The sequence below is a fragment of the Sulfurimonas sp. genome, from assembly GCF_050296975.1.
In the GTDB taxonomy this organism is placed as follows: Bacteria; Campylobacterota; Campylobacteria; order Campylobacterales; family Sulfurimonadaceae; genus Sulfurimonas.
The window spans coordinates 1-19180 of record NZ_JBNKRX010000032.1 but is presented as its reverse complement, the minus strand read 5'-3'; the positions used below and the strand labels follow the sequence as shown (position 1 = coordinate 19180).

Below are 19180 nucleotides of genomic sequence, written 5' to 3'. Positions count from 1 at the left end.
AAAAGAGTTTTTACATATACCTTTGGAGTACTTTTGGAATTGTGATGCTTCCATCTTCTTCTTGGAAATTTTCCATGATAGCTACCATTGTTCTACCAACTGCTAAAGATGAACCATTAAGTGTATGTACCATCTCATTTTTCTTACCATCTTTAAAACGGATTTTTGCACGACGTGCTTGGAAGTCACGAGTATTAGATACAGAAGAGATTTCACGGTAAGTATTTTGTCCAGGAAGCCAAACTTCTATATCTGTTGTATGTGCAGCTCCAAAACCAAGATCACCTGTACATAAATTTACTAAGCGGTGAGGAAGTTCTAGTGCTGTAAGGATATCTGATGCACAAGCAACCATCTCATCAAAAACGCTCTCGCTTGTCTGCGGAGTTGTGATAGCTACGAGTTCAACTTTATGAAACTGGTGTTGGCGAATCATCCCACGCGTATCGCGCCCAGCAGCACCTGCTTCTTTTCTAAAACAAGATGTATACGCAGTCATCTTTTTAGGAAGTTCTTCAGGTGTTAAGATCTCATCTTGGTAGAGGTTTGTTACAGGAACTTCAGCAGTTGGGATCAAAAACATCTCTTGATCTTGCACTTTATACAGGTCATCTTCAAATTTTGGAAGTTGCCCAGTACCTTCTAGGGCTTCACGATTTACAAGTGCTGGTACACTTACCTCTTCAAATCCACGTTCACGGTTAAAATCAAGCATAAAGTTAATAAGTGCACGCTCTAGCCTAGCACCAACTCCAAACTGAACACTAAAACGGCTTCCTGAGAGTTTTACACCGCGTTCAAAGTCAATCCAGCCATTTTGTTCTGCTAGTTCCCAGTGCTCTTTTGGCGTGAAACTAAACTCTCTTGGAGTGAGCACTTTTTTTAGCTCTATATTGTCGTTTTCATCTGTACCCTCTGGAACATTATCATCTGGCATATTAGGAATAGCCATGGCAACAGCTTCAAGCTCTTCTTGTTTAATACGTTGTACTTCAATAGCATCTGCCACTTTTACTTTGTTTTCATCAACACGGCTTTTAAGTTCAGAGATATCTTTACCTTCACGTTTATACACACCAAACTCTTTACTCATTGCATTCTGAGCAGCTTGAAGTGCTTCGTACTCTTTTTTTGCTTCTTTTAACTCTTCATTTTTTACTCTAAGGTTTTCTAGTGTAGATTCTTCAACACCTTTACGCAGAAGTTTTCTTTTTACTTCTTCAAAATCTTTTTGTAATAGTTTTAAATCGATCATTTTTTTCCTTGTTTATACGAGTATATCTTTTGCTATTTGAAATTGGTTTGCAGTCATGAGATGGATTTTTGGATGCAGAGCTTGTATATCATCAAAAAGTTTTTTGCTCAGTTCAAATCCAACTTTATACTCTTCTTCTTCACCGCCATTACTAGCTTTACGAAGTTTTTCTAACCAACAATCAGGTACATTGATCCCAGGAACATGTGCTGATAGAAATTGTGCAGTACGGAGTTTTGTAATTGGAAAAATTCCCATCACAAGTTCTGCACTTTTATTTTCTGCACAACACTCTTTGTTTGCTTTGTCTTTTAACTCTAAGAGAAGTTTTGCATTCTCTACATCATAGACAGGTTGTGTAATAATCCCAAGTGCACCATGTTTTATCTTTTTTTGCATCTTTTTTTGTAAAGTTCTAGGATTTTTTGCATACGCATTTACAACTGCTAATGGATAGATAGGTTTTGGTGGAACATTAAAAGGTTTTCCAGCATAATCCATCCCAGTATTAAAAGCAGAGATGATGTCTAATAAAAGTGAACTATCACCTTCAAACACACCTTTTGTAGCAGGTTGATCTGAAATAGTAGCAGGATCGCCAGTAAGTGCTAAAATAGCTCGAATATCAAACTCATTTGCTCCAAGAAGATCAGATTGTAGGGCTATTTTATTGCGATCACGCATACTCATTGTAGCAATGACAGGTTTGTTAAATCTATCTTGTAAAAGTTTTGCACCAAATAAAGCATTTAATTTTAATTTTGCAAGTGGATTGTCTGTTGTAGTAAATCCATCAACAAGTTTATCAAGTCCTAGTTTTTCAATCTTATCGATTGTAAGAGAAAAGGAAGCATTGTGTGCAGGTGTTGTCTCTAGGGTTAAATATTTATCATTTTTTAATTTATCTGTCAGTTTTTCAAACAAAAAAAGTCCTATTTCGCTATAATTTCGAAATTATAACAAAATAGAAGGTATTTAATGCTAAAACTTGCAGTATTTGACTTTGATTCTACTCTAATGGATGGCGAAACTATCGATTTTTTTGCTGAGGAATTAGGGATCGGGGAGAAAGTGGCACATATCACAGAAGAAGCGATGAGTGGCAGACTTGATTTCTTTGAATCATTGCAGCAAAGAGTAGGGCTTTTAAAAGGGCTGGATTTTAGTGTTGTAGAGAAAATTTCACACAATTTGCCATATATGAAAGGTGCGCAAGAAACTATCACTGCACTTAAAGAAAAAGGCTTAACTGTAGTGTGCTTTTCAGGTGGATTTAGAACGGCTACAATGTATGCAAAAAATATCTTAGGATACGATGCAGATTTCTCAAATGCCCTGCATGTAAAAGATGGAAAACTTACAGGACTTGTAGGTGGAGATATGATGTTTAACTACTCAAAAGGGGATATGTTAGTGCGTCTGCAAAGCATTTTAGGTGTCAGCCCAGAGGAAACTTTAGTGTGTGGTGATGGTGCAAATGATTTGAGTATGTTTGCTCACGCTGGGACACGTGTAGCATTTTGTGGTAGAGAGATCTTAAAAAAAGAAGCCAATATCATCGTTGATGAAAAAGACTTAACAAAAATTTTGGAGCATATATAGTGTCAGAAAACAGTGTTTTAGAAAAGTCAGTATGGAGACAATACCATAAAGAGAACAATTTTAGAGAGATGATCGTTGAATATTCAAAGTTAGAGAGTATTGATCTCATTCAAGATGATAAAGAACTTTACGGAGTTTTAAAATCAAAACTTACAAAAAAAGAGCTTAAACTTTTTGCAATGGATACAGCAGGTGTTAATGATGAAAATATCAAAGATGCTTTTGAGTACTCAGATGATGATTTAGAAAAAGCAAAGTTTAAACTCTATAAAAAACTCAAACAAGATAAAACGAGACTTCCATTTCGTCAAACATCAGAGGATTAATCTACGATTTACCTAGATGATTGTACTATAATGCAGAATTATATTTGAAAGGACAGAAATGAAGAAAACAACTTCTTTACTTTTAACAGCTTTAGTGGCAAGTTCAGTACTTGCAACAAGTGTAGTTGCAGACCCATCAAAAGGACAAAGAGTTTATCTAAAAAAACTCAAAGGTGTGTGTAAAAAAGATGGGCTAAAAAATGGTGCAGACCTATCTAAAAAGAAAAATAGAAAAGATTGGGAAGCGATCAAAGAAGCTGGAAAACTTCAAGAGGAATGGATTGGTATCTGTCCAAGTGGAGAACAAAAAATCAATAAACTGAGAGATAAAGATGTAGAAGATCTTTACGATTTTTGTTGGAAATATGCAAATGATGGCGATATGCCAGCTTGCGGTTAATTTTAGACTCTTTTGAGTCTAAAATTACTTTGAAATTATTTTAAAACTTACCCTTCGAGATAAACTCTTATTTTCAATATTATTATAAACTTTTTTCTGTGCTGAGCTATAACCACTGCCTACTATAATTTTACTCAACCATTTCTGTGTTTGCACATCTTGTGATCTAAATAAGAATGTATAAACTGAATATGCACGTTGCATAGAGAGTTTTTCATTTTTTAGGTATCTGTTTGTATATTTTTCTTCTGCCCATTCACTTGAAGTATGTCCGTTGATTTGAAGTTGTTTTATTGACTCTTCATGTTGTGTTAGAAATGGGATTAGTTTATTGCCAAAGCTGCTTAGAAAAGTTTTTTGTTTTTGTGTGAGCTGATAGACACCTGCTTGAAAGTATAAACTTGTATCAAGAAGTTCAATATTTAGATCAGGTGTGATAGAGAGTTGTTTTTGTTTGATCTCATCTGCAAAAAGAGCACATAATTGTTCATATAATGACTGAGTGTTCAGTTGGATTTTTACAACCGAGGTATCTTTATTGAGTTTAGTTATCCACATGTTTGCTTCTTGTGAGTCATTATCTGTATGAATTCCTGCAACTGCTACTTCTGAGTTATTTAAAATTACTAGGGAGTTAAATACATCGTAGTTCTCACCGCCATAATGCTCTTGGCGTAACATTGCTAAATTTGAGTCTAGCAACATTGCTAGTGCATCAGTATTGAAACTATCTTTTACATATCCAACACCCATGATAGTTCCATCTGAGAACTCTTTGATGTCATTAAGCCCACTTGGATAGGTTGTAAATATTTTTCTATCCTCTAAAAGATTTTTATAAAGATCAAATTTTATGAGACGGATGTGTTCTTGTTGTAATGCATTATATTCGATAAGAGCGATGAGAAAATTGTTATCTCTTAAGCGGATTATTTTTTTAGGGGTGATTAAATCATCTGATTTATATTGTTTAAGCCAAAGTTTATTTCCATTTTCAGTAATTCTCATCAAAGTCGCATCGGTATGTTTTTGGTAGGAGCTTGTACTTATAACAACGATACTACCATCAGTAGCTTCAGCTGCATCTATCCCTTTGTCATCATAGGCAGTTCCATACTTTTTACTCCAGAGTTTACTACCATCTTTAGCAAAACGAGTTAGAAATATATCACTTACTCCAAGACCTGTTTCAAACATATTGTCATTAGTGTCTCTTGAAGTAAAAGAGGAACCAACAGCAAGAACACCGCCATCACTTAAAAGTACCAAGTTTTCCATGCGATCGTAATTTTTTGTACCAAACATTTGAGAGTACATAATGTTTGCTTTTGCATCTAATTTTGCAATTAAAAGCTCACCATCAAGTGTATATCCACCAACAAAATAGCCATCATCAGGTGTTTTTACAAGAGCTACTGCTTTGTTAAAACGTGGTAGTTTAGCAACTTTTGAGAGTAAAACTTTTGCTTGGTCATCTGCTTGGACTAGATGCATCTGCATCCCATACGAACCAGATACACTTGCTAAATATTCAAAAGGATCACTATATGTTTGTGATTCGTGGTGCATTTGTTTGTTTTGATTTGAAAAACCTATAGCGGATATGGTGCGATCATAGTTTTGAGTAATATCTAAAAGAGCAGCATCAAATGGTTTATGGATAATGATAGAATAATTTTGTTGCTGTGCTAATAATGGGATAAAAAGTAGGAGGGTTAAAAGGATATTTCTCATATGCTCACTTTTTTTCAAAAGTTAAAGCAAGAAATATTCCTTTTTGCTATTTGATTATTTTAAATTTTCAAATGGGTTAGTTACAACTGTTTTACGAGTTACAGTATATGGTACAAGTGCAGCTGCACGAGCACGTTTGATCACAGTTGAGATCATGTCTTGGTGACGTTTACAGTTACCTGTTAAACGACGTGGCATGATTTTATATCTCTCTGAAAGAGAAAAACGTAAGTTTGCTACATCTTTATAGTCGATGAAGTCAACTTTTGCTTCACAATATTTACAATATCTTTTTTTGTATTTTCTTTTTTCTGACATGGTATTACCTTTTTTTATCTATTTTTTTCTAAAATGGAATTTCATCTTCATCTATATCTATTTCAGGTATAGAGTTTGCACTTGGCATCTCTCTGCTTTGTTGTGTTGCAGTGCTTTGTGGTTGTGGCTGTCCATAACTCGGCTGTTGCTGTCGTTGTGGTGCTTGATATGATTGTGGTTGACCTTGAGCAGGTGCACTATAATCATTGTCGTAACCTTGAGGCATATCTTGATTCATCCCAGGTGCACCCATTGATGGGTTTGAACCTTTTGTGTCAAGCATTTGCATAGACTCAACTATAACAGAGTGTTTTGATCTTTTTTGTCCATTTTGGTCTACCCATTGTTCAAAGTTTAATCTTCCCTCTACTAGGATTTTACTTCCTTTTCTAAGGTATTGGTTTGCAATCTCTCCACTTCTTCCAAAGAAAGTGATATCTACAAAACATACTTCCTCTTTTTTTTCACCATTGCTAGTGAATCTACGAGTAGTGGCAATTGCAGATTTAGCAATTGAGCTTCCACCTTGAGAGTATCTAAGTTCGATATCGCGTGTTAAGTTTCCAACCAAGATTATTTTATTGAACATAAGTTTTCCTTAAATTATTCAGCAGCTTCTTCTGTCGCTGGTGCTTTTGTAGCAGCTTCTGGCGCCTCTTCTTTAGCAACTGGAGCTGTGTTAGCTTTTGCAACAAGTGCATCCCAAGCTTTTACTTCACTATTTTTTTCGTATTTGATTGTAACGAAACGAAGAATTTCCTCATTGATACGGAAACGTCTTTCAATTTCAGCGATAGCAGCAGGTGCTACTGAATAGTAGATTACATGGTAATAACCACGTTCATTTTTAGCAATTGGGTAAGCAAGTTTTCTCATCCCCATTACATCTCTAGCAGCTATTTCACCACCGTTTGAAGTGATTACTTCTTCGATAGCAGCAATGCTAGATTGAATCTCTTCAGCAGTTAATGTAGGTTTTACGATTACTAAGTTTTCGTATTTTCTCATATAATATGATCTCCTCTTGGTATTGCCTATCTCTAGGCTTTTGTTTCCCTTTCGGATCTGAATATAGTGTCTTAAACGACATTACAAAGAGAAAGGAACACGGGATTATACAGAAATTATGCTTAAACCTAGCACAAGGCTTTTTATGGCAAATTGTCATACTTTTTAGTGATTTAATTTTTTTAGGCTATAGTGTCATAAATTATTTAATAAAAAGAATAAAAAAGAAAAGTTTACGCTCGATGACAAAAAGAAAAACAACACGAAAAAAGAAAACTACAAATAACTCTAATATCTTAACTTATATTGCTTGGTTTTTAGCCATCATTGCACTTATGCTCTCTTCATTGGTTGCTGGATATTATTTTGGTTTTAAAGATGCCAAAGAACAGAGTGCAAAAACGCTTAAAAATGAGCAAAATAAGAGAGTGAAACTTTTACAAAAACTTGAACAAACAGCAAAAATAGAAAAAAAAGATGTAACAAAAAGACTTCAAGAAGTTTTGAAAAAAGAGTCAAAAACATATACCTCGGCATCTCATGAGATAGATGATGATACACTTGTAAATCCTCCTAAACAGACTGAAAAAAAACAGGTGCATACAAATACAAAACCAAAGTTGGCGATTATTATTGATGATGTGAGCACTGCATCACAAATCAATGCAATAAAGTCTTTACATTTGCCACTTACGATGTCGTTTTTACCACCAAGTTCAGCACGACCACACTCAGCCCAATTAGCTGCAAAAGAGCCTTATTATATGGTGCACTTGCCGATGGAAGCACAACATTTTTCTAAAGAAGAACCTTATACATTGCGTGTAAGAGATTCCCAACAGGAGATTTTACAAAGAGTGGGCGAGATTAAAAAACTTTTTCCAAAAGTACACTATATCAATAACCATACAGGGAGTAAATTTACCGCCGATGAGATTGCAATGAACAGACTTTTTTTTGCATTTGGTAAGTTGGGAATTCATTTTGTCGATAGTCGTACAACTGCACAAACAAAAGCACCAATAGTATCAAAAAATTTTGGTTTAAAATATGTAGCACGCGATGTATTTTTAGATCACCATATGGAAAAAGAGTATGTTAAAGAGCAGATAAAAAAGGCTGTAAAATTTGCACAAGAACATGGTAAAGCAATTGCGATTGGGCATCCTCATCAAAATACTTTAGAGGCTTTAAAAGAATCCAAAGCTGTGCTTAAAAATGTACAGCTTGTAAGAGTAAAAGATATTTATTAAACAAGATGATTCAAACACTTGACTTTCAAATAGATGCGTTAAAGGGGATGAAAAATTATCCCGAAAAACTTTACTATATTGGAAATCTTGATTTACTCCAATCAAAAAAAATCTCTGTTGTCGGAAGTCGAAAACCAAATCAATATGCACGAAATCTTACACAAGAGCTTTGCTCAAAATTGAGTCTTGTGGATGTTAAAATAGTTAGTGGTGGAGCGATAGGAATAGATGCTATTGCACATAAAAGTGCAGGTGCAAAAAACACTATCATGGTAGCTGGAACAGGATTAGATACAAGATACCCAGCAGTAAATAAAACGCTTATACAAGATATAGAAAATAATGGTTTGGTGCTGAGTCAATTTGAAGCTGGAGTTGCTTCAAGAAAGTATAACTTTCCACTAAGAAATGAATTGGTCGTTGCTCTTGGAGATGCCTTGGTTGTTGCCTATGCAGATGAAAACAGTGGGACAATGCGAAGTGTTGAGTACGCTTTAAAAATGAACAAACCTATTTATGTTTTCCCACATAGACTAGGCGAGAGCAAAGCAACAACTGAACTAGTTAAACAAGGTCTTGCAAAAGTTATATATGACATAGATGAATTTATTGCACAATATGGAACTGTAAAAAAAGATGAGAAATTAGATGAGTTTTTAGAGTTCTGTAAAACAGCTCCAACTTATGAAGAAGCAATCATGAAATATGCTTCAGAAGTATTTGAATATGAGCTTCTTGGAAAAATTAAAATTTATAACGGAAAAATTTCGATTAACTATTGTCCTTAAGGACAATATCAATAAAAATTATGAGATGCTAAAATAACTCCACTTAAAAGGGAGATGATGCATAATACAAAACTAAAAAATATTCTCCAGTATAATGATGCTGGAGTCGTAGCACTTGAAAGTAGTGTTGAATATGCGATTCAAGTGATGTCTAGTGATGAGATTAGTTCGGTTATTGTAATTGATGAGAGTAAAAAACCTATGGGGATTTTTACTGAATATGATGTACTCAAAGTAATTGCTCAAAATATTGCACTAGATATTTCAATCAAAGAAGTTATGACAAAAAATGTTGTCACAATTTCGCAAAATAAATATTTGCATGATGCATACGTATTTTTAGTTGAGAGTGGACATCGTCATCTCATTGTTGTTGATGAAGATGAGAAGTATATTGGTATTGTTAGTGAAGGGGATTTTTTACGCTTTATCAGCCTTGACTATCTGGGTAAAATGGAGTTAGTTGAAGAGGTGATGGATAAAACCCCTTTGATTGTAGAAGCTTCTAGTAAAATAAGAGAGGTCGCAAAACTAATGAGTGAGCAGCACCTTGATTATGCTATTGTTGTTCAAGGTAGAAAGCCTTTAGGGGTAGTAGATGAGAGAACGATCACATCTTATATTTCAAAACATGTAGAGCATAATGGAACACCTATTAAAGAACTTATAAGTGAAAAAGTACATTTTATAGATAAAACTCTTTATCTGCAAGAGGCTGCAAAAATTTTGACTGAGCATGGAGTTCGTCAACTTGTTGTTCTGAACAAAGAGGAAAAGATAGTTGGGTTACTTAGACGTTTTGATGTATTAAAAGCAATTAATGGTTCATATTTTGAGTTTTTGGTTGAAACTATTGAGAAAAAAAGTCAAATACTCGAACAGCTGATAACTCAACATAAACAACTAGAACAGGTTGATGCAGAACTCCAAGCTGCTGAAGAGTTGGCGCATGTTGGATCATGGACATGGGATATCATAAAAGATCAATTTCACGGCTCTAAGGAATCTCTTAAGATTTTTGGTTTAGCAGAAGATGCAACAATAGATACTGAGAGACTATTCAAAGCAACTCATCCTGATGATAGAAAATATTTTTTGAAAAAAATCATTCAGGCAATGAAGAGTGGTGAGTATGATGTAACTTATAGAATTATAGTTGATGGTGAAGTGAAATGGATTGCTGGGTCTGCGAATTTTTTTCAAGATGATACAGGTAAATACATACAAGCACAAGGGATGTTGCAAGATATTACTGTACAAAAAATGTATGAACTTGAACTTGAAAAACTTGCAAACTATGACAGTTTAACAGGTTTGACAAATCGTATTTATCTTTTAGCACACCTTAAAAAACTGATACAAAGAAATAAAAGAAATCAAAACAATGCAGCTATTTTACTTCTTGATATTGACCATTTTAGAGATATAAATGATAGCTTTGGACACAATGTAGGGGATGAACTGCTTTTACAAATAGCAAAACGAATATCAAATCGAGTACGTCAGGAAGACCTTGTATGTCGTATGAGTGCCGATGAGTTTGTTTTGGTACTTGAGAGATTACACAATAAAGAGGATGTAGCACAAGTCGCACAAGAGATGATTGAGATGTTATCAGAACCTTTCAATCTTTCTAATAACATAGAAGTACATGTAGGTGTAAGTATTGGGATTACATTGATAGCGCAAGATTACAAAGATGAAAATGAGTTATTGCAGTTTGCCGATACCGCACTTTTTCAGGCGAAAAATGAGGGAAGAAATTGTTATAGATTTTACAGTGATAAATTAACAGCAAGTATCCAAGAGAGGATACGTTATCAAAATGAGATTTTTCATGCTCTGCAAAATAACGAATTTGAACTCTATTATCAGCCACAAGTTCGTATAGGTAGTGATCGGATTATAGGTATGGAAGCTTTGATACGGTGGAATCATCCTCAAAAAGGTTTAATAAATCCAGATGTTTTTATCCCTATAGCAGAGGAAAGTTCTTTAATTGCACAGATAGGTCAGTGGACACTACAAGAAGCGTGTAGACAAGGAAAAATATGGCAAGATAAAGGGTATGATTTTCATATATCTGTAAATGTATCGATGAATCAGCTACATTATCACGATATTGTTGCAGTGGTAGATCATGCTTTGAATAAGAGTAGTTTTAAAGCAGACAGTTTGATCTTAGAGTTAACTGAGAGTGCTATGATGATGCAAGAAGAGAAACTATTGACAATTTTACATACGCTTCGTTCAAAAGGGATTGGGATTGCTATAGACGACTTTGGAACAGGGTACTCTTCGTATAGTTATCTGAAAAAATTTCCTGTAGATATCCTCAAAATTGATAAAAGTTTTATAGATGATATCCCATATAAAAAAGATGCAGAAGCTATTGTAAAAGCGATTATTGCAATGAGTGAAATTTTAGAGTATCAGATTTTAGCTGAAGGGGTAGAGTATCCTGAACAAAAAGAGTTTTTAGATGCAAATGGATGCCATTATTATCAAGGATATCTCAAAAGCAAACCACTTCCAGCAAAAGAGTTTGAAAAACTTTTATTTAAAAATATGTGACAATTTTGGAGGCCTTTTAATGAATTTTTTGAGATATTGTATGATGAGGTGTAAACTATGATTATGTTTAATTTAAATTCTTTTCTGATGAGTGTGAGTTTAGCTTTGGACCTTGTAGAAAAAGAGATATTGGGTACAAAAGATTTTCATTCAAAACGGGTTGCGTATATGGCTTTACGTCTATCGCAGTTTTTAAACCTAACTCCGCAAGAATCTTTTGATCTCGTTTCACTTGCTATTATGCACGATAATGGACTGACTGAAGCACTCCTGAAATCAGATATGTCTCAAGAAAACTTTTTTCAGATGGAAACAATTCATGAACATTGCATAATAGGTGAAAAAAATACTAAAAACTTTCCATTTTTAACTGCTCCAACAAATGTGATTCTATATCATCATGAAGCGTATGATGGGAGTGGTTTTTTTGGGAAAAAAGGGGATGAAATCCCTTTTATGTCACAAATTATTGCATTTGTAGATGCATTAGATACACAGTTTTATCTTATGGATGATTGTTTAGAAAATAAAAAAAGAGTTTGTGAGTATGCAAAACAGCATAGTGGAACATATTTTAACCCTAAAATTGTTGATGCTTTTTTAAAATTAGCGGATACAACTGCATTTTGGCTTGATCTTGATACTTTTGTATTAGTAGATGCTATAAAAGAACATCTTGAAGAGTTTGAAGTAAAGCTCAGTTGGGAAGATATTTTTGTTATGTCAAATGTTTTTTCAAAAATTATTGATTCTAAATCTACTTTTACCGCACAGCATACATCTGAATTGATAGAAAAAGTTGAAACTATGGCAAAGTTTTATCAGTTTGATAAAGAAAAAATTCTTAAACTTAAAATTGCAGCAGCTCTACATGATCTAGGAAAATTAGTAGTTCCAAATGATATATTAGAAAAAAATGGTGCATTAGATGATGAAGAGTTTAATACTATACAGTCACATACCTACTTCACACATGTTACACTAAAAAATGTTGGTGTTTTTAGTGATATTGAAAAATGGGCATTTCAACATCACGAAAAATTAGACGGGAGTGGTTATCCTTATGGATTAAATGGTGATGAATTGTCTTTTGAGTCAAGAATGATGGGGTGTTTAGATATTTATCAGGCGATAACAGAAATAAGACCTTATAGAGATAGTTTATCTCATGAAAAAGCAATCTCAATAATGGATGAGATGGTACTTTCCAACAAAATTGACAAAAACATTACAAATGATATAAATTTGGTTTTTGGTAAAAGATGACAAATAGCAATATTTTCTGCCTTACAAAGTAAATTTTGCTATAATCGCAAACATGAAGAAAGAGCCAGAATTTACAGTTTCATCATCATACCAACCAGCAGGTGACCAGCCACAAGCTATTGAAAAATTAGCAGCTTCGATACTTGCTGGGAATCGTTACCAAACCTTAGAGGGTGTAACTGGTAGTGGAAAAACACACACTATGGCTCGTATAATTGAGAAAGTAAAGCGTCCAACCATTATTATGACGCATAACAAAACACTAGCAGCTCAGCTTTACTCCGAATTTCGCCAATTTTTTCCAAATAATCATGTTGAATATTTCGTGTCCTATTATGACTACTATCAACCTGAAGCGTATATCCCTCGTCAAGATTTATTTATTGAAAAAGATAGCTCTATAAATGATGAATTAGAGCGTTTACGTTTAAGTTCTACTGCGAACTTGCTCTCCTATGATGATGTTATAGTCATTGCATCCGTTTCAGCTAACTATGGTTTGGGTGATCCTGAGGAATATATGACAATGGTACAAGCTATTGCAGTGGGTGATGAGATCAATCAAAAACAGCTTTTGTTACGACTTGTAGAGATGGGGTATAGTAGAAACGATAGTTATTTTGATAGTGGGCATATCCGTGTAAATGGAGAATCTATCGATGTATACCCACCATATTTTGAGCAAGAGGTGATTCGTATAGAGTTTTTTGGCGATGAGATAGAAGCTATCTATACTTTTGAAGTGATTGACAATAAACGTCTTGAAGATCATAAAAGTTTTACTATCTATGCAACAAGTCAATTCAGTGTATCTCAAAGCAAAATGGCACTTGCTATAAAAAGGATAGAAGAAGAACTAGACGAGCGACTAGAGTTTTTCCAAAAAGAGAACAAACTTGTAGAGTACCAGCGTTTAAAGCAACGTGTAGAGTTTGACTTGGAGATGTTAGAAACTACTGGAATGTGTAAAGGGATAGAGAACTATTCAAGACTTTTAACAGATAAAAAGCCAGGTGAAGCACCTTTTACATTGCTGGATTATTTTGAAGTTTCACATAAAGATTATCTGGTTATTGTGGATGAATCACATGTTTCACTTCCTCAGTTTCGTGGGATGTATGCAGGAGATCGTGCTAGAAAAGAAGTACTTGTAGAGTATGGTTTTAGATTACCAAGTGCACTTGATAATAGACCATTAAAGATAGATGAGTACATAAACAAAGCACCCCATTATCTATTTGTTTCAGCGACACCAAATGAGTATGAGTTAGAGCTTTCTGCTGTAAAGGCCCAGCAGATTATCCGTCCAACTGGTTTACTTGATCCAATTGTTGAGGTCAAACCTTCCGATAATCAAGTGGAAGATATTCACGATGAGATTAAAAAGATAGTTGCTAAAGATGAAAGAGTTCTACTTACTGTACTTACAAAAAAGATGGCAGAGGCACTTACAAAATACTTAGCCGATCTAGGGATAAAAGTGCAGTATATGCACTCAGACATAGATACTATTGAGAGAAACCAGATCATCCGTTCACTTCGTCTTGGGGAGTTTGATGTACTTATCGGGATCAATTTGCTTCGTGAGGGACTTGACCTGCCAGAAGTGAGTTTAGTTGGAATCTTAGATGCAGATAAAGAGGGATTTTTACGAAGTGAAACTGCACTCATTCAAACGATCGGGCGTGCTGCAAGAAATGAAAATGGAAAAGTTATTTTATATGCAAATAGAGTAACAGGTTCAATGCAACGGGCAATGGATACTACAGCACACAGACGTGACTTACAAGAGAAGTTTAACCAAGAGCATGGGATAACTCCAAAGACAACAAAAAGAGCTTTAGATGAGAATTTAAAACTTGAAGATGCAAGTGGTATTTACCAAAAGCACAAAAAAATGGATAAAATTCCAGCAAGTGAGAAAAAAGGGATCATCAAAGAGTTATCGCTAAAGATGAAACAAGCTGCAAAAGAGTTGAACTTTGAAGAGGCGGCTCGGTTGCGGGATGAAATTGCAAAAATTAAGCAGTTATAAGGAAAAAATTTGGAAGACACATTTAGTAGTCTAGCTACGTATGGATACATAGCACTATTTATTTATTCACTCGGTGGTGGATTTGTTGGGGTGATTGCTGCTGGTGTACTTAGTTATATGGGTAAGATGGATTTAACCACTTCTATAGCAGTTGCTTTTATGGGAAATATGCTTGGGGATATACTTCTATTTTGGCTCACACGTTACCAAAAATCTATGATGATGGATACATTACGAAAACATAGACGTAAACTAGCACTCTCTCATATAATGATGAAAAAACATGGGGATTGGGTGATTTTTATTCAAAAATATATATATGGACTAAAAACTATCATCCCGATTGCAATTGCACTTACAAAATATGATTTTAAAAAGTTTGCAGTATTAAACTTTTTTGCAGCAGCTATTTGGGCACTCTTTTTTGGATTAGCAAGTTATTTTTTTGGAGCACCGCTCAAAGCTTTTGCACTTTTTATATCTGACAATAAATGGTTAGCGCCAGTTATTATATTTAGTATTGGTGGGATTATTTGGTTGTATTTGACAAAAGCTACTAAAAAGTAGTCTTTGTCAGAAGATCAAAACTTATAGTTTTGGACCAGCTGTAGAGTAATCAAACTCGTGTGAAGCATCTTGGTATCTATGGAAATTTTCTATAAAGAGTTGTGCTAAAGCATTTCTTGTTTCATAGTATGCATTGCTGTCCGCCCAAGCAAGTCTAGGGTTTAAAATATCAGGGTTGATATCACCTAATGTAAGTGGAATATCTAAACCAAATACATCTGTTGTTTGAAATTCACTCTCTTTTATGCTACCATCTAAGATAGCATTGATACATGCGCGAGTGTCTTTTAGGCTCATTCTTTTCCCAGTACCATATTTTCCACCTGTCCATCCAGTGTTTACTAGGTAAACATGAACGCCGTGTTCATCGATTTTTTCACCAAGAAGTTTTGCATATACTGTTGGGTGAAGTGGTAAAAATGCTTCTCCAAAACATGCAGAGAAAGTTGCAACAGGTTCAGTGATACCACGTTCAGTTCCAGCAACTTTTGCAGTATAACCACTTAAGAAGTAGTACATTGCTTGTTCACGGTTCAGTTTTGAAACTGGAGGTAATACACCAAAAGCATCTGCTGTTAAGAAAATGATGTTTTTAGGATGACCTGCCATAAGATCGTGTTTGTGGTTTTCTATATGCTCAATTGGGTAAGATACGCGTGTATTTTCAGTTTTAGAATCATCATCATAATCTACTTCACCATTGTGGAGTACTACATTTTCTAAAAGTGCATTTGCTTTGATAGCACCATAGATTTCAGGTTCACCTTTTGGATCAAGGTTAATAACTTTCGCATAACATCCACCTTCAAAGTTAAATACCCCGTGGTTATCCCAACCATGCTCATCATCACCGATAAGTGCACGATTTGGATCAGTTGAAAGTGTAGTTTTTCCTGTCCCTGAAAGACCGAAAAATAAAGCTGTATCACCATCTTTACCAACATTTGCAGAACAGTGCATAGAGAGTTTGCCCTCTAGTGGTAGCCAGTAGTTCATCATAGAGAATATTCCCTTTTTCATCTCACCACCATACCATGTACCACCAATGATAGCGATGTTGTTTTCAACATCAAACATTACAAAAACTTCAGAGTTTAGACCATGTTCTTTCCATTTATCATTCACAGCTTTACAAGCATTTAGTACAGTAAAATCAGATTTGAAAACTTCTAGTTCAGAAGAGGTTGGGCGGATAAACATGTTTTTAACGAAGTGAGATTGCCAAGCGATTTCAGATACAAAACGAACTGAACGCTTAGAAGCAGCAGATGAACCACAAAATACATCTGTGATATAGAGGTCTTTGTTTGAGAGCTGTTGTTTGGCTACCTCTAAAAGCTCATTAAAGATCTCTTTTGAGACGGGCTTATTGACATCGCCCCAGGCTATATACCTATTCGATGGGTCACGCTCTACGAAGTATTTATCCTTAGGGCTACGACCGGTAAAGATACCAGTGTCAACTGCGGTAGCTCCTTGTGTGGTTTGTGCAACTTCACCATTGGCTAGTTCGTGCTTTATAAGCTCGTCATAGCTAAGATTGTGAAAGACTTGACCAATATTATGTAGTCCTAAATCTTCTAATTCTTTAATATCCATTTTTTACCTTCGGGGTATTTTAGGGCACCTCTGAAAATCTTAGTAATACTCAGCATCACTAAGATTTTCAGAGGTGCCCTTTAAATTCGATACCTGTATCTTAGTATCATCTAAGGAGTGAAATTATACTATGTGTATACCTAAATTCCAAGTAAAATAATTAGAATATTTAAATATTTTAGAAAATCTTTTTAAGGTTAAAATTTTTTTTAACATTCTAAATTAATTTAAGATTTTTTCGATAAAATTTCACCCTACTTTGTATAGTGGTCGCGTAACTCAGTGGTAGAGTGCTTCCTTGACATGGAAGTGGTCGTTGGTTCAAGTCCAATCGTGACCACCATTTATATCTTATAACTTGATTTTATCAAGTGGTTCTGCTAAGAAAAATCCTTGTGAACGCTCTATATGTAACTCTTTTACTTTTGCTTGAATTGCTTCATTATGTACATACTCTGCAACAACTATCATATCAAGCTTTTTAGCAAAGCTTACTATTGTTTCAACAACTATTTGTGAATTTTTATCAGTATCTAGATTTTTTATGAGTGAGCCATCAATTTTAATATAATCAACATTAAGTTGGAGTAGATATTCAAAGTTTGAGTATCCTGAACCAAAGTCATCAATAGCTATTCTACAACCTAAAAACTTCATCTCATCGATAAAAAGGGAGACCTCTTCGTAATTTTCAATCCCTTCTGTTTCTAAGAGTTCAAAAACAATCTTATGAGCGACATTGTATTTTTTGATATTGTATAAAATGTAAGATACTATCTCTTGGTCTAACATATCTTCAACAGATAGATTCACGGAAAAATCACAATCTAAATGTTCAAAATGTTGACAACTTTTTTTGATCATTATTTTTGTGAGTTTTGAGTAAAGCTTACTTTTTTTTGCGATTGTTAAGAAATGGTATGGAGTGATGATGTTATTATCGATATCAATTAAGCGTATCAAACATTCTGCACTCACAAGTTTATTTGTTTCATTGTCATATACTGGTTGATAAAATGGTGTAATCCTATCATTTTCAATCGCCCAGTTGAGTTTTTTTGTCCACTCCATATTGTTTCTGTATTGCTGTTCAATATTTAAAGTTTCATCATACAGCAAGAAACCTTTACTCTGTTTTTTTGCAGATTTTAGAGCAATATCAGCTTTTTCAAGAGCTTCTTGAACTTGGTAAGTTCCCCCAATACTAACCCTTAGGGAGAGTTCATTATCTTCAAGGTAAAAGACCATTTTTTCAATTTTACTAATGAGTTCCATCGCAAACTGAATAAACTCTTCTTTTGAAGGTTTATTTATAAAAAACAAGGCAAATTCATCACCACCAAGATGGATAAGTGTAATATATCTTTCATTTGATAATACGAAGTTAGATAATTTTTGTGAAAATGATATAAGTACATTATCACCAGCTGCTTGACCAAAAAAGTCATTGATCTCTTTAAAATCATCAATATTTATAATGAGTAATGCTCCATTGTCATAATCATTGATATCACGTAAAAGACTTAATCTATTTGGTAGACCTGTTAAAGCATTTGTATAAAGTTGTTTGAGTAGTTCTTGTGTTTTTTCATTCACTTTTTCTTCAAGGTAGCTATTGAGATCTTTTTGTTGCTTTGAATACTGCACTATACTTTGTTGCATATTATTGAGTGCATTTGAGATGAAGCCTATCTCATCATTCTGGTGGTTAAAAGGTATATTGATGTGTTTATTTGGAGAGTAGCCTCGTAGTAGTTTTGCAATTGTACGTAAAGGGGAGAGTAATTGTTTTACATACAAACTAAAAAGCATAAAAAGCACTACAAATAAGAAAAGTACTTTCAGTAAGAGAACTGTATAACTATTGATAAGTTCTATAAAATTTTTATTTGAGTATGTAAGTTCGAGTTTTCCTATCTCTTTTTTTGAATTTGGTTCGTAAATAGGAGTTTGAACAGTAAAAGAGTCTTCAATGTTTTTTTCAAAATTTTCAGATTCATTTTCATTTATAAGTTTGTCATTTTGAAAGACTTTTACAGCCAAAATATTAGGGTTTGAGAGCAGTTGTTTGGTAAGTTGATCTATTCTATCATCTAAATTGAGGTAAATATTTAAAGCTACAAGAGGCTCAATTGTACTTAAAACAAGTTTTGCTTTTTCTTGTTCGACTTCAAAAAAAGCTTTTTTATTCATTTTTTCAAAGATACTGAAAATTAATAGGATCGAAACTAATGTTACTACAGCAATAGAAAAAACAATTTTACGCGATAAAGATTTTTGTTTTTTTATCATATTAAGCTTTTTCATAAGTCAGTTTTCACCATATTAGAAGTTTTAGCATAAAAGACTTTGACATCAAAGATATCATTATAAAGTCTTTGATCTTCATAGACATAATCATTTTTTTCAATAAAACGAACCATTTGTAAAAGAGCATCCACAAACACTACTTTTT

Annotated in this window: 17 protein-coding genes and 1 tRNA gene; 10 read left to right on the top strand and 8 right to left on the bottom strand. The window is 34.1% G+C overall.

The window, feature by feature from the left end; all coding sequences use genetic code 11:
- Nucleotides 1-10 precede the first annotated feature (10 nt).
- Complete coding sequence (gene serS / locus ACQY56_RS09905; protein WP_428738873.1) at nucleotides 11-1255, bottom strand: serine--tRNA ligase; 1245 nt, start codon at nucleotides 1253-1255, stop codon at nucleotides 11-13.
- Nucleotides 1256-1267: 12 nt separating this feature from the next.
- Nucleotides 1268-2179, bottom strand: a complete 912-nt coding sequence (locus tag ACQY56_RS09900) for a methylenetetrahydrofolate reductase (RefSeq protein WP_428738872.1) — start codon at nucleotides 2177-2179, stop codon at nucleotides 1268-1270.
- Nucleotides 2180-2233: 54 nt separating this feature from the next.
- On the opposite strand from ACQY56_RS09900, the gene serB reads away from it, so the two are divergent.
- The 3 genes from serB to ACQY56_RS09885 are packed head-to-tail and all read left to right on the top strand — an operon-like array spanning nucleotide 2234 to nucleotide 3583.
- Nucleotides 2234-2857 carry a phosphoserine phosphatase SerB gene (gene serB, locus ACQY56_RS09895; RefSeq protein WP_428738871.1) on the top strand — a complete coding sequence of 208 codons (624 nt, stop codon included), beginning with the start codon at nucleotides 2234-2236 and terminating at the stop codon, nucleotides 2855-2857.
- A complete protein-coding gene (locus ACQY56_RS09890) occupies nucleotides 2857-3183 on the top strand; it encodes a hypothetical protein (RefSeq protein WP_428738870.1) in 327 nt (108 codons plus the stop codon). The genes serB and ACQY56_RS09890 overlap by 1 nt, the downstream gene beginning before the upstream one ends.
- Nucleotides 3184-3241: 58 nt before the next feature.
- Entirely contained in the window at nucleotides 3242-3583 is a 342-nt protein-coding gene (locus tag ACQY56_RS09885) for a cytochrome C (RefSeq protein WP_428738869.1), read from the top strand.
- 24 nt (nucleotides 3584-3607) lie between these two features.
- Here the strand turns inward: ACQY56_RS09885 and ACQY56_RS09880 are convergent, their stop codons facing one another.
- Genes ACQY56_RS09880 through rpsF form a run of 4 tightly spaced genes read right to left on the bottom strand, consistent with a single transcriptional unit; the run spans nucleotide 3608 to nucleotide 6643 of the window.
- A complete protein-coding gene (locus tag ACQY56_RS09880) occupies nucleotides 3608-5317 on the bottom strand; it encodes an OmpA family protein (RefSeq protein WP_428738868.1) in 1710 nt (569 codons plus the stop codon).
- A 54-nt stretch (nucleotides 5318-5371) separates the two neighbouring features.
- Nucleotides 5372-5635, bottom strand: a complete 264-nt coding sequence (gene rpsR, locus ACQY56_RS09875) for a 30S ribosomal protein S18 (RefSeq protein WP_428738867.1) — start codon at nucleotides 5633-5635, stop codon at nucleotides 5372-5374.
- Nucleotides 5636-5663: 28 nt separating this feature from the next.
- On the bottom strand, nucleotides 5664-6224 hold the full coding sequence (locus ACQY56_RS09870; protein ID WP_428738866.1) for a single-stranded DNA-binding protein: 561 nt from the start codon (nucleotides 6222-6224) through the stop codon (nucleotides 5664-5666).
- A 14-nt stretch (nucleotides 6225-6238) separates the two neighbouring features.
- Nucleotides 6239-6643: a 30S ribosomal protein S6 gene (gene rpsF, locus ACQY56_RS09865; protein ID WP_428738865.1), complete on the bottom strand. Its 405-nt coding sequence runs from the start codon at nucleotides 6641-6643 to the stop codon at nucleotides 6239-6241.
- 242 nt (nucleotides 6644-6885) lie between these two features.
- Between rpsF and ACQY56_RS09860 the strand changes: the two genes are divergently transcribed.
- Genes ACQY56_RS09860 through ACQY56_RS09835 form a run of 6 tightly spaced genes read left to right on the top strand, consistent with a single transcriptional unit; the run spans nucleotide 6886 to nucleotide 15126 of the window.
- Nucleotides 6886-7896, top strand: a complete 1011-nt coding sequence (locus ACQY56_RS09860; protein ID WP_428738864.1) for a divergent polysaccharide deacetylase family protein — start codon at nucleotides 6886-6888, stop codon at nucleotides 7894-7896.
- Nucleotides 7897-7901: 5 nt separating this feature from the next.
- The gene (locus ACQY56_RS09855) at nucleotides 7902-8684 is read left to right on the top strand and encodes a DNA-processing protein DprA (protein WP_428738863.1); all 783 of its coding nucleotides are present in this window, start codon (nucleotides 7902-7904) and stop codon (nucleotides 8682-8684) included.
- A gap of 57 nt (nucleotides 8685-8741) precedes the next feature.
- The gene (locus tag ACQY56_RS09850; protein WP_428739951.1) at nucleotides 8742-11258 is read left to right on the top strand and encodes an EAL domain-containing protein; all 2517 of its coding nucleotides are present in this window, start codon (nucleotides 8742-8744) and stop codon (nucleotides 11256-11258) included.
- A 57-nt stretch (nucleotides 11259-11315) separates the two neighbouring features.
- Nucleotides 11316-12524: an HD-GYP domain-containing protein gene (locus tag ACQY56_RS09845; RefSeq protein ID WP_428739952.1), complete on the top strand. Its 1209-nt coding sequence runs from the start codon at nucleotides 11316-11318 to the stop codon at nucleotides 12522-12524.
- 52 nt (nucleotides 12525-12576) lie between these two features.
- Nucleotides 12577-14559 carry an excinuclease ABC subunit UvrB gene (gene uvrB / locus ACQY56_RS09840; RefSeq protein ID WP_428738860.1) on the top strand — a complete coding sequence of 661 codons (1983 nt, stop codon included), beginning with the start codon at nucleotides 12577-12579 and terminating at the stop codon, nucleotides 14557-14559.
- A gap of 9 nt (nucleotides 14560-14568) precedes the next feature.
- Nucleotides 14569-15126, top strand: a complete 558-nt coding sequence (locus ACQY56_RS09835; RefSeq protein ID WP_428738859.1) for a DedA family protein — start codon at nucleotides 14569-14571, stop codon at nucleotides 15124-15126.
- A gap of 21 nt (nucleotides 15127-15147) precedes the next feature.
- On the opposite strand, the gene pckA is transcribed toward ACQY56_RS09835, so the two are convergent.
- On the bottom strand, nucleotides 15148-16725 hold the full coding sequence (pckA, locus tag ACQY56_RS09830; protein ID WP_428738858.1) for a phosphoenolpyruvate carboxykinase (ATP): 1578 nt from the start codon (nucleotides 16723-16725) through the stop codon (nucleotides 15148-15150).
- A gap of 268 nt (nucleotides 16726-16993) precedes the next feature.
- On the opposite strand from pckA, the gene ACQY56_RS09825 reads away from it, so the two are divergent.
- Nucleotides 16994-17068, top strand: a tRNA-Val gene (locus ACQY56_RS09825).
- Between the two features lie 8 nt (nucleotides 17069-17076).
- Here the strand turns inward: ACQY56_RS09825 and ACQY56_RS09820 are convergent.
- On the bottom strand, nucleotides 17077-18918 hold the full coding sequence (locus tag ACQY56_RS09820; RefSeq protein ID WP_428743755.1) for an EAL domain-containing protein: 1842 nt from the start codon (nucleotides 18916-18918) through the stop codon (nucleotides 17077-17079).
- Nucleotides 18919-19180 lie beyond the last annotated feature (262 nt).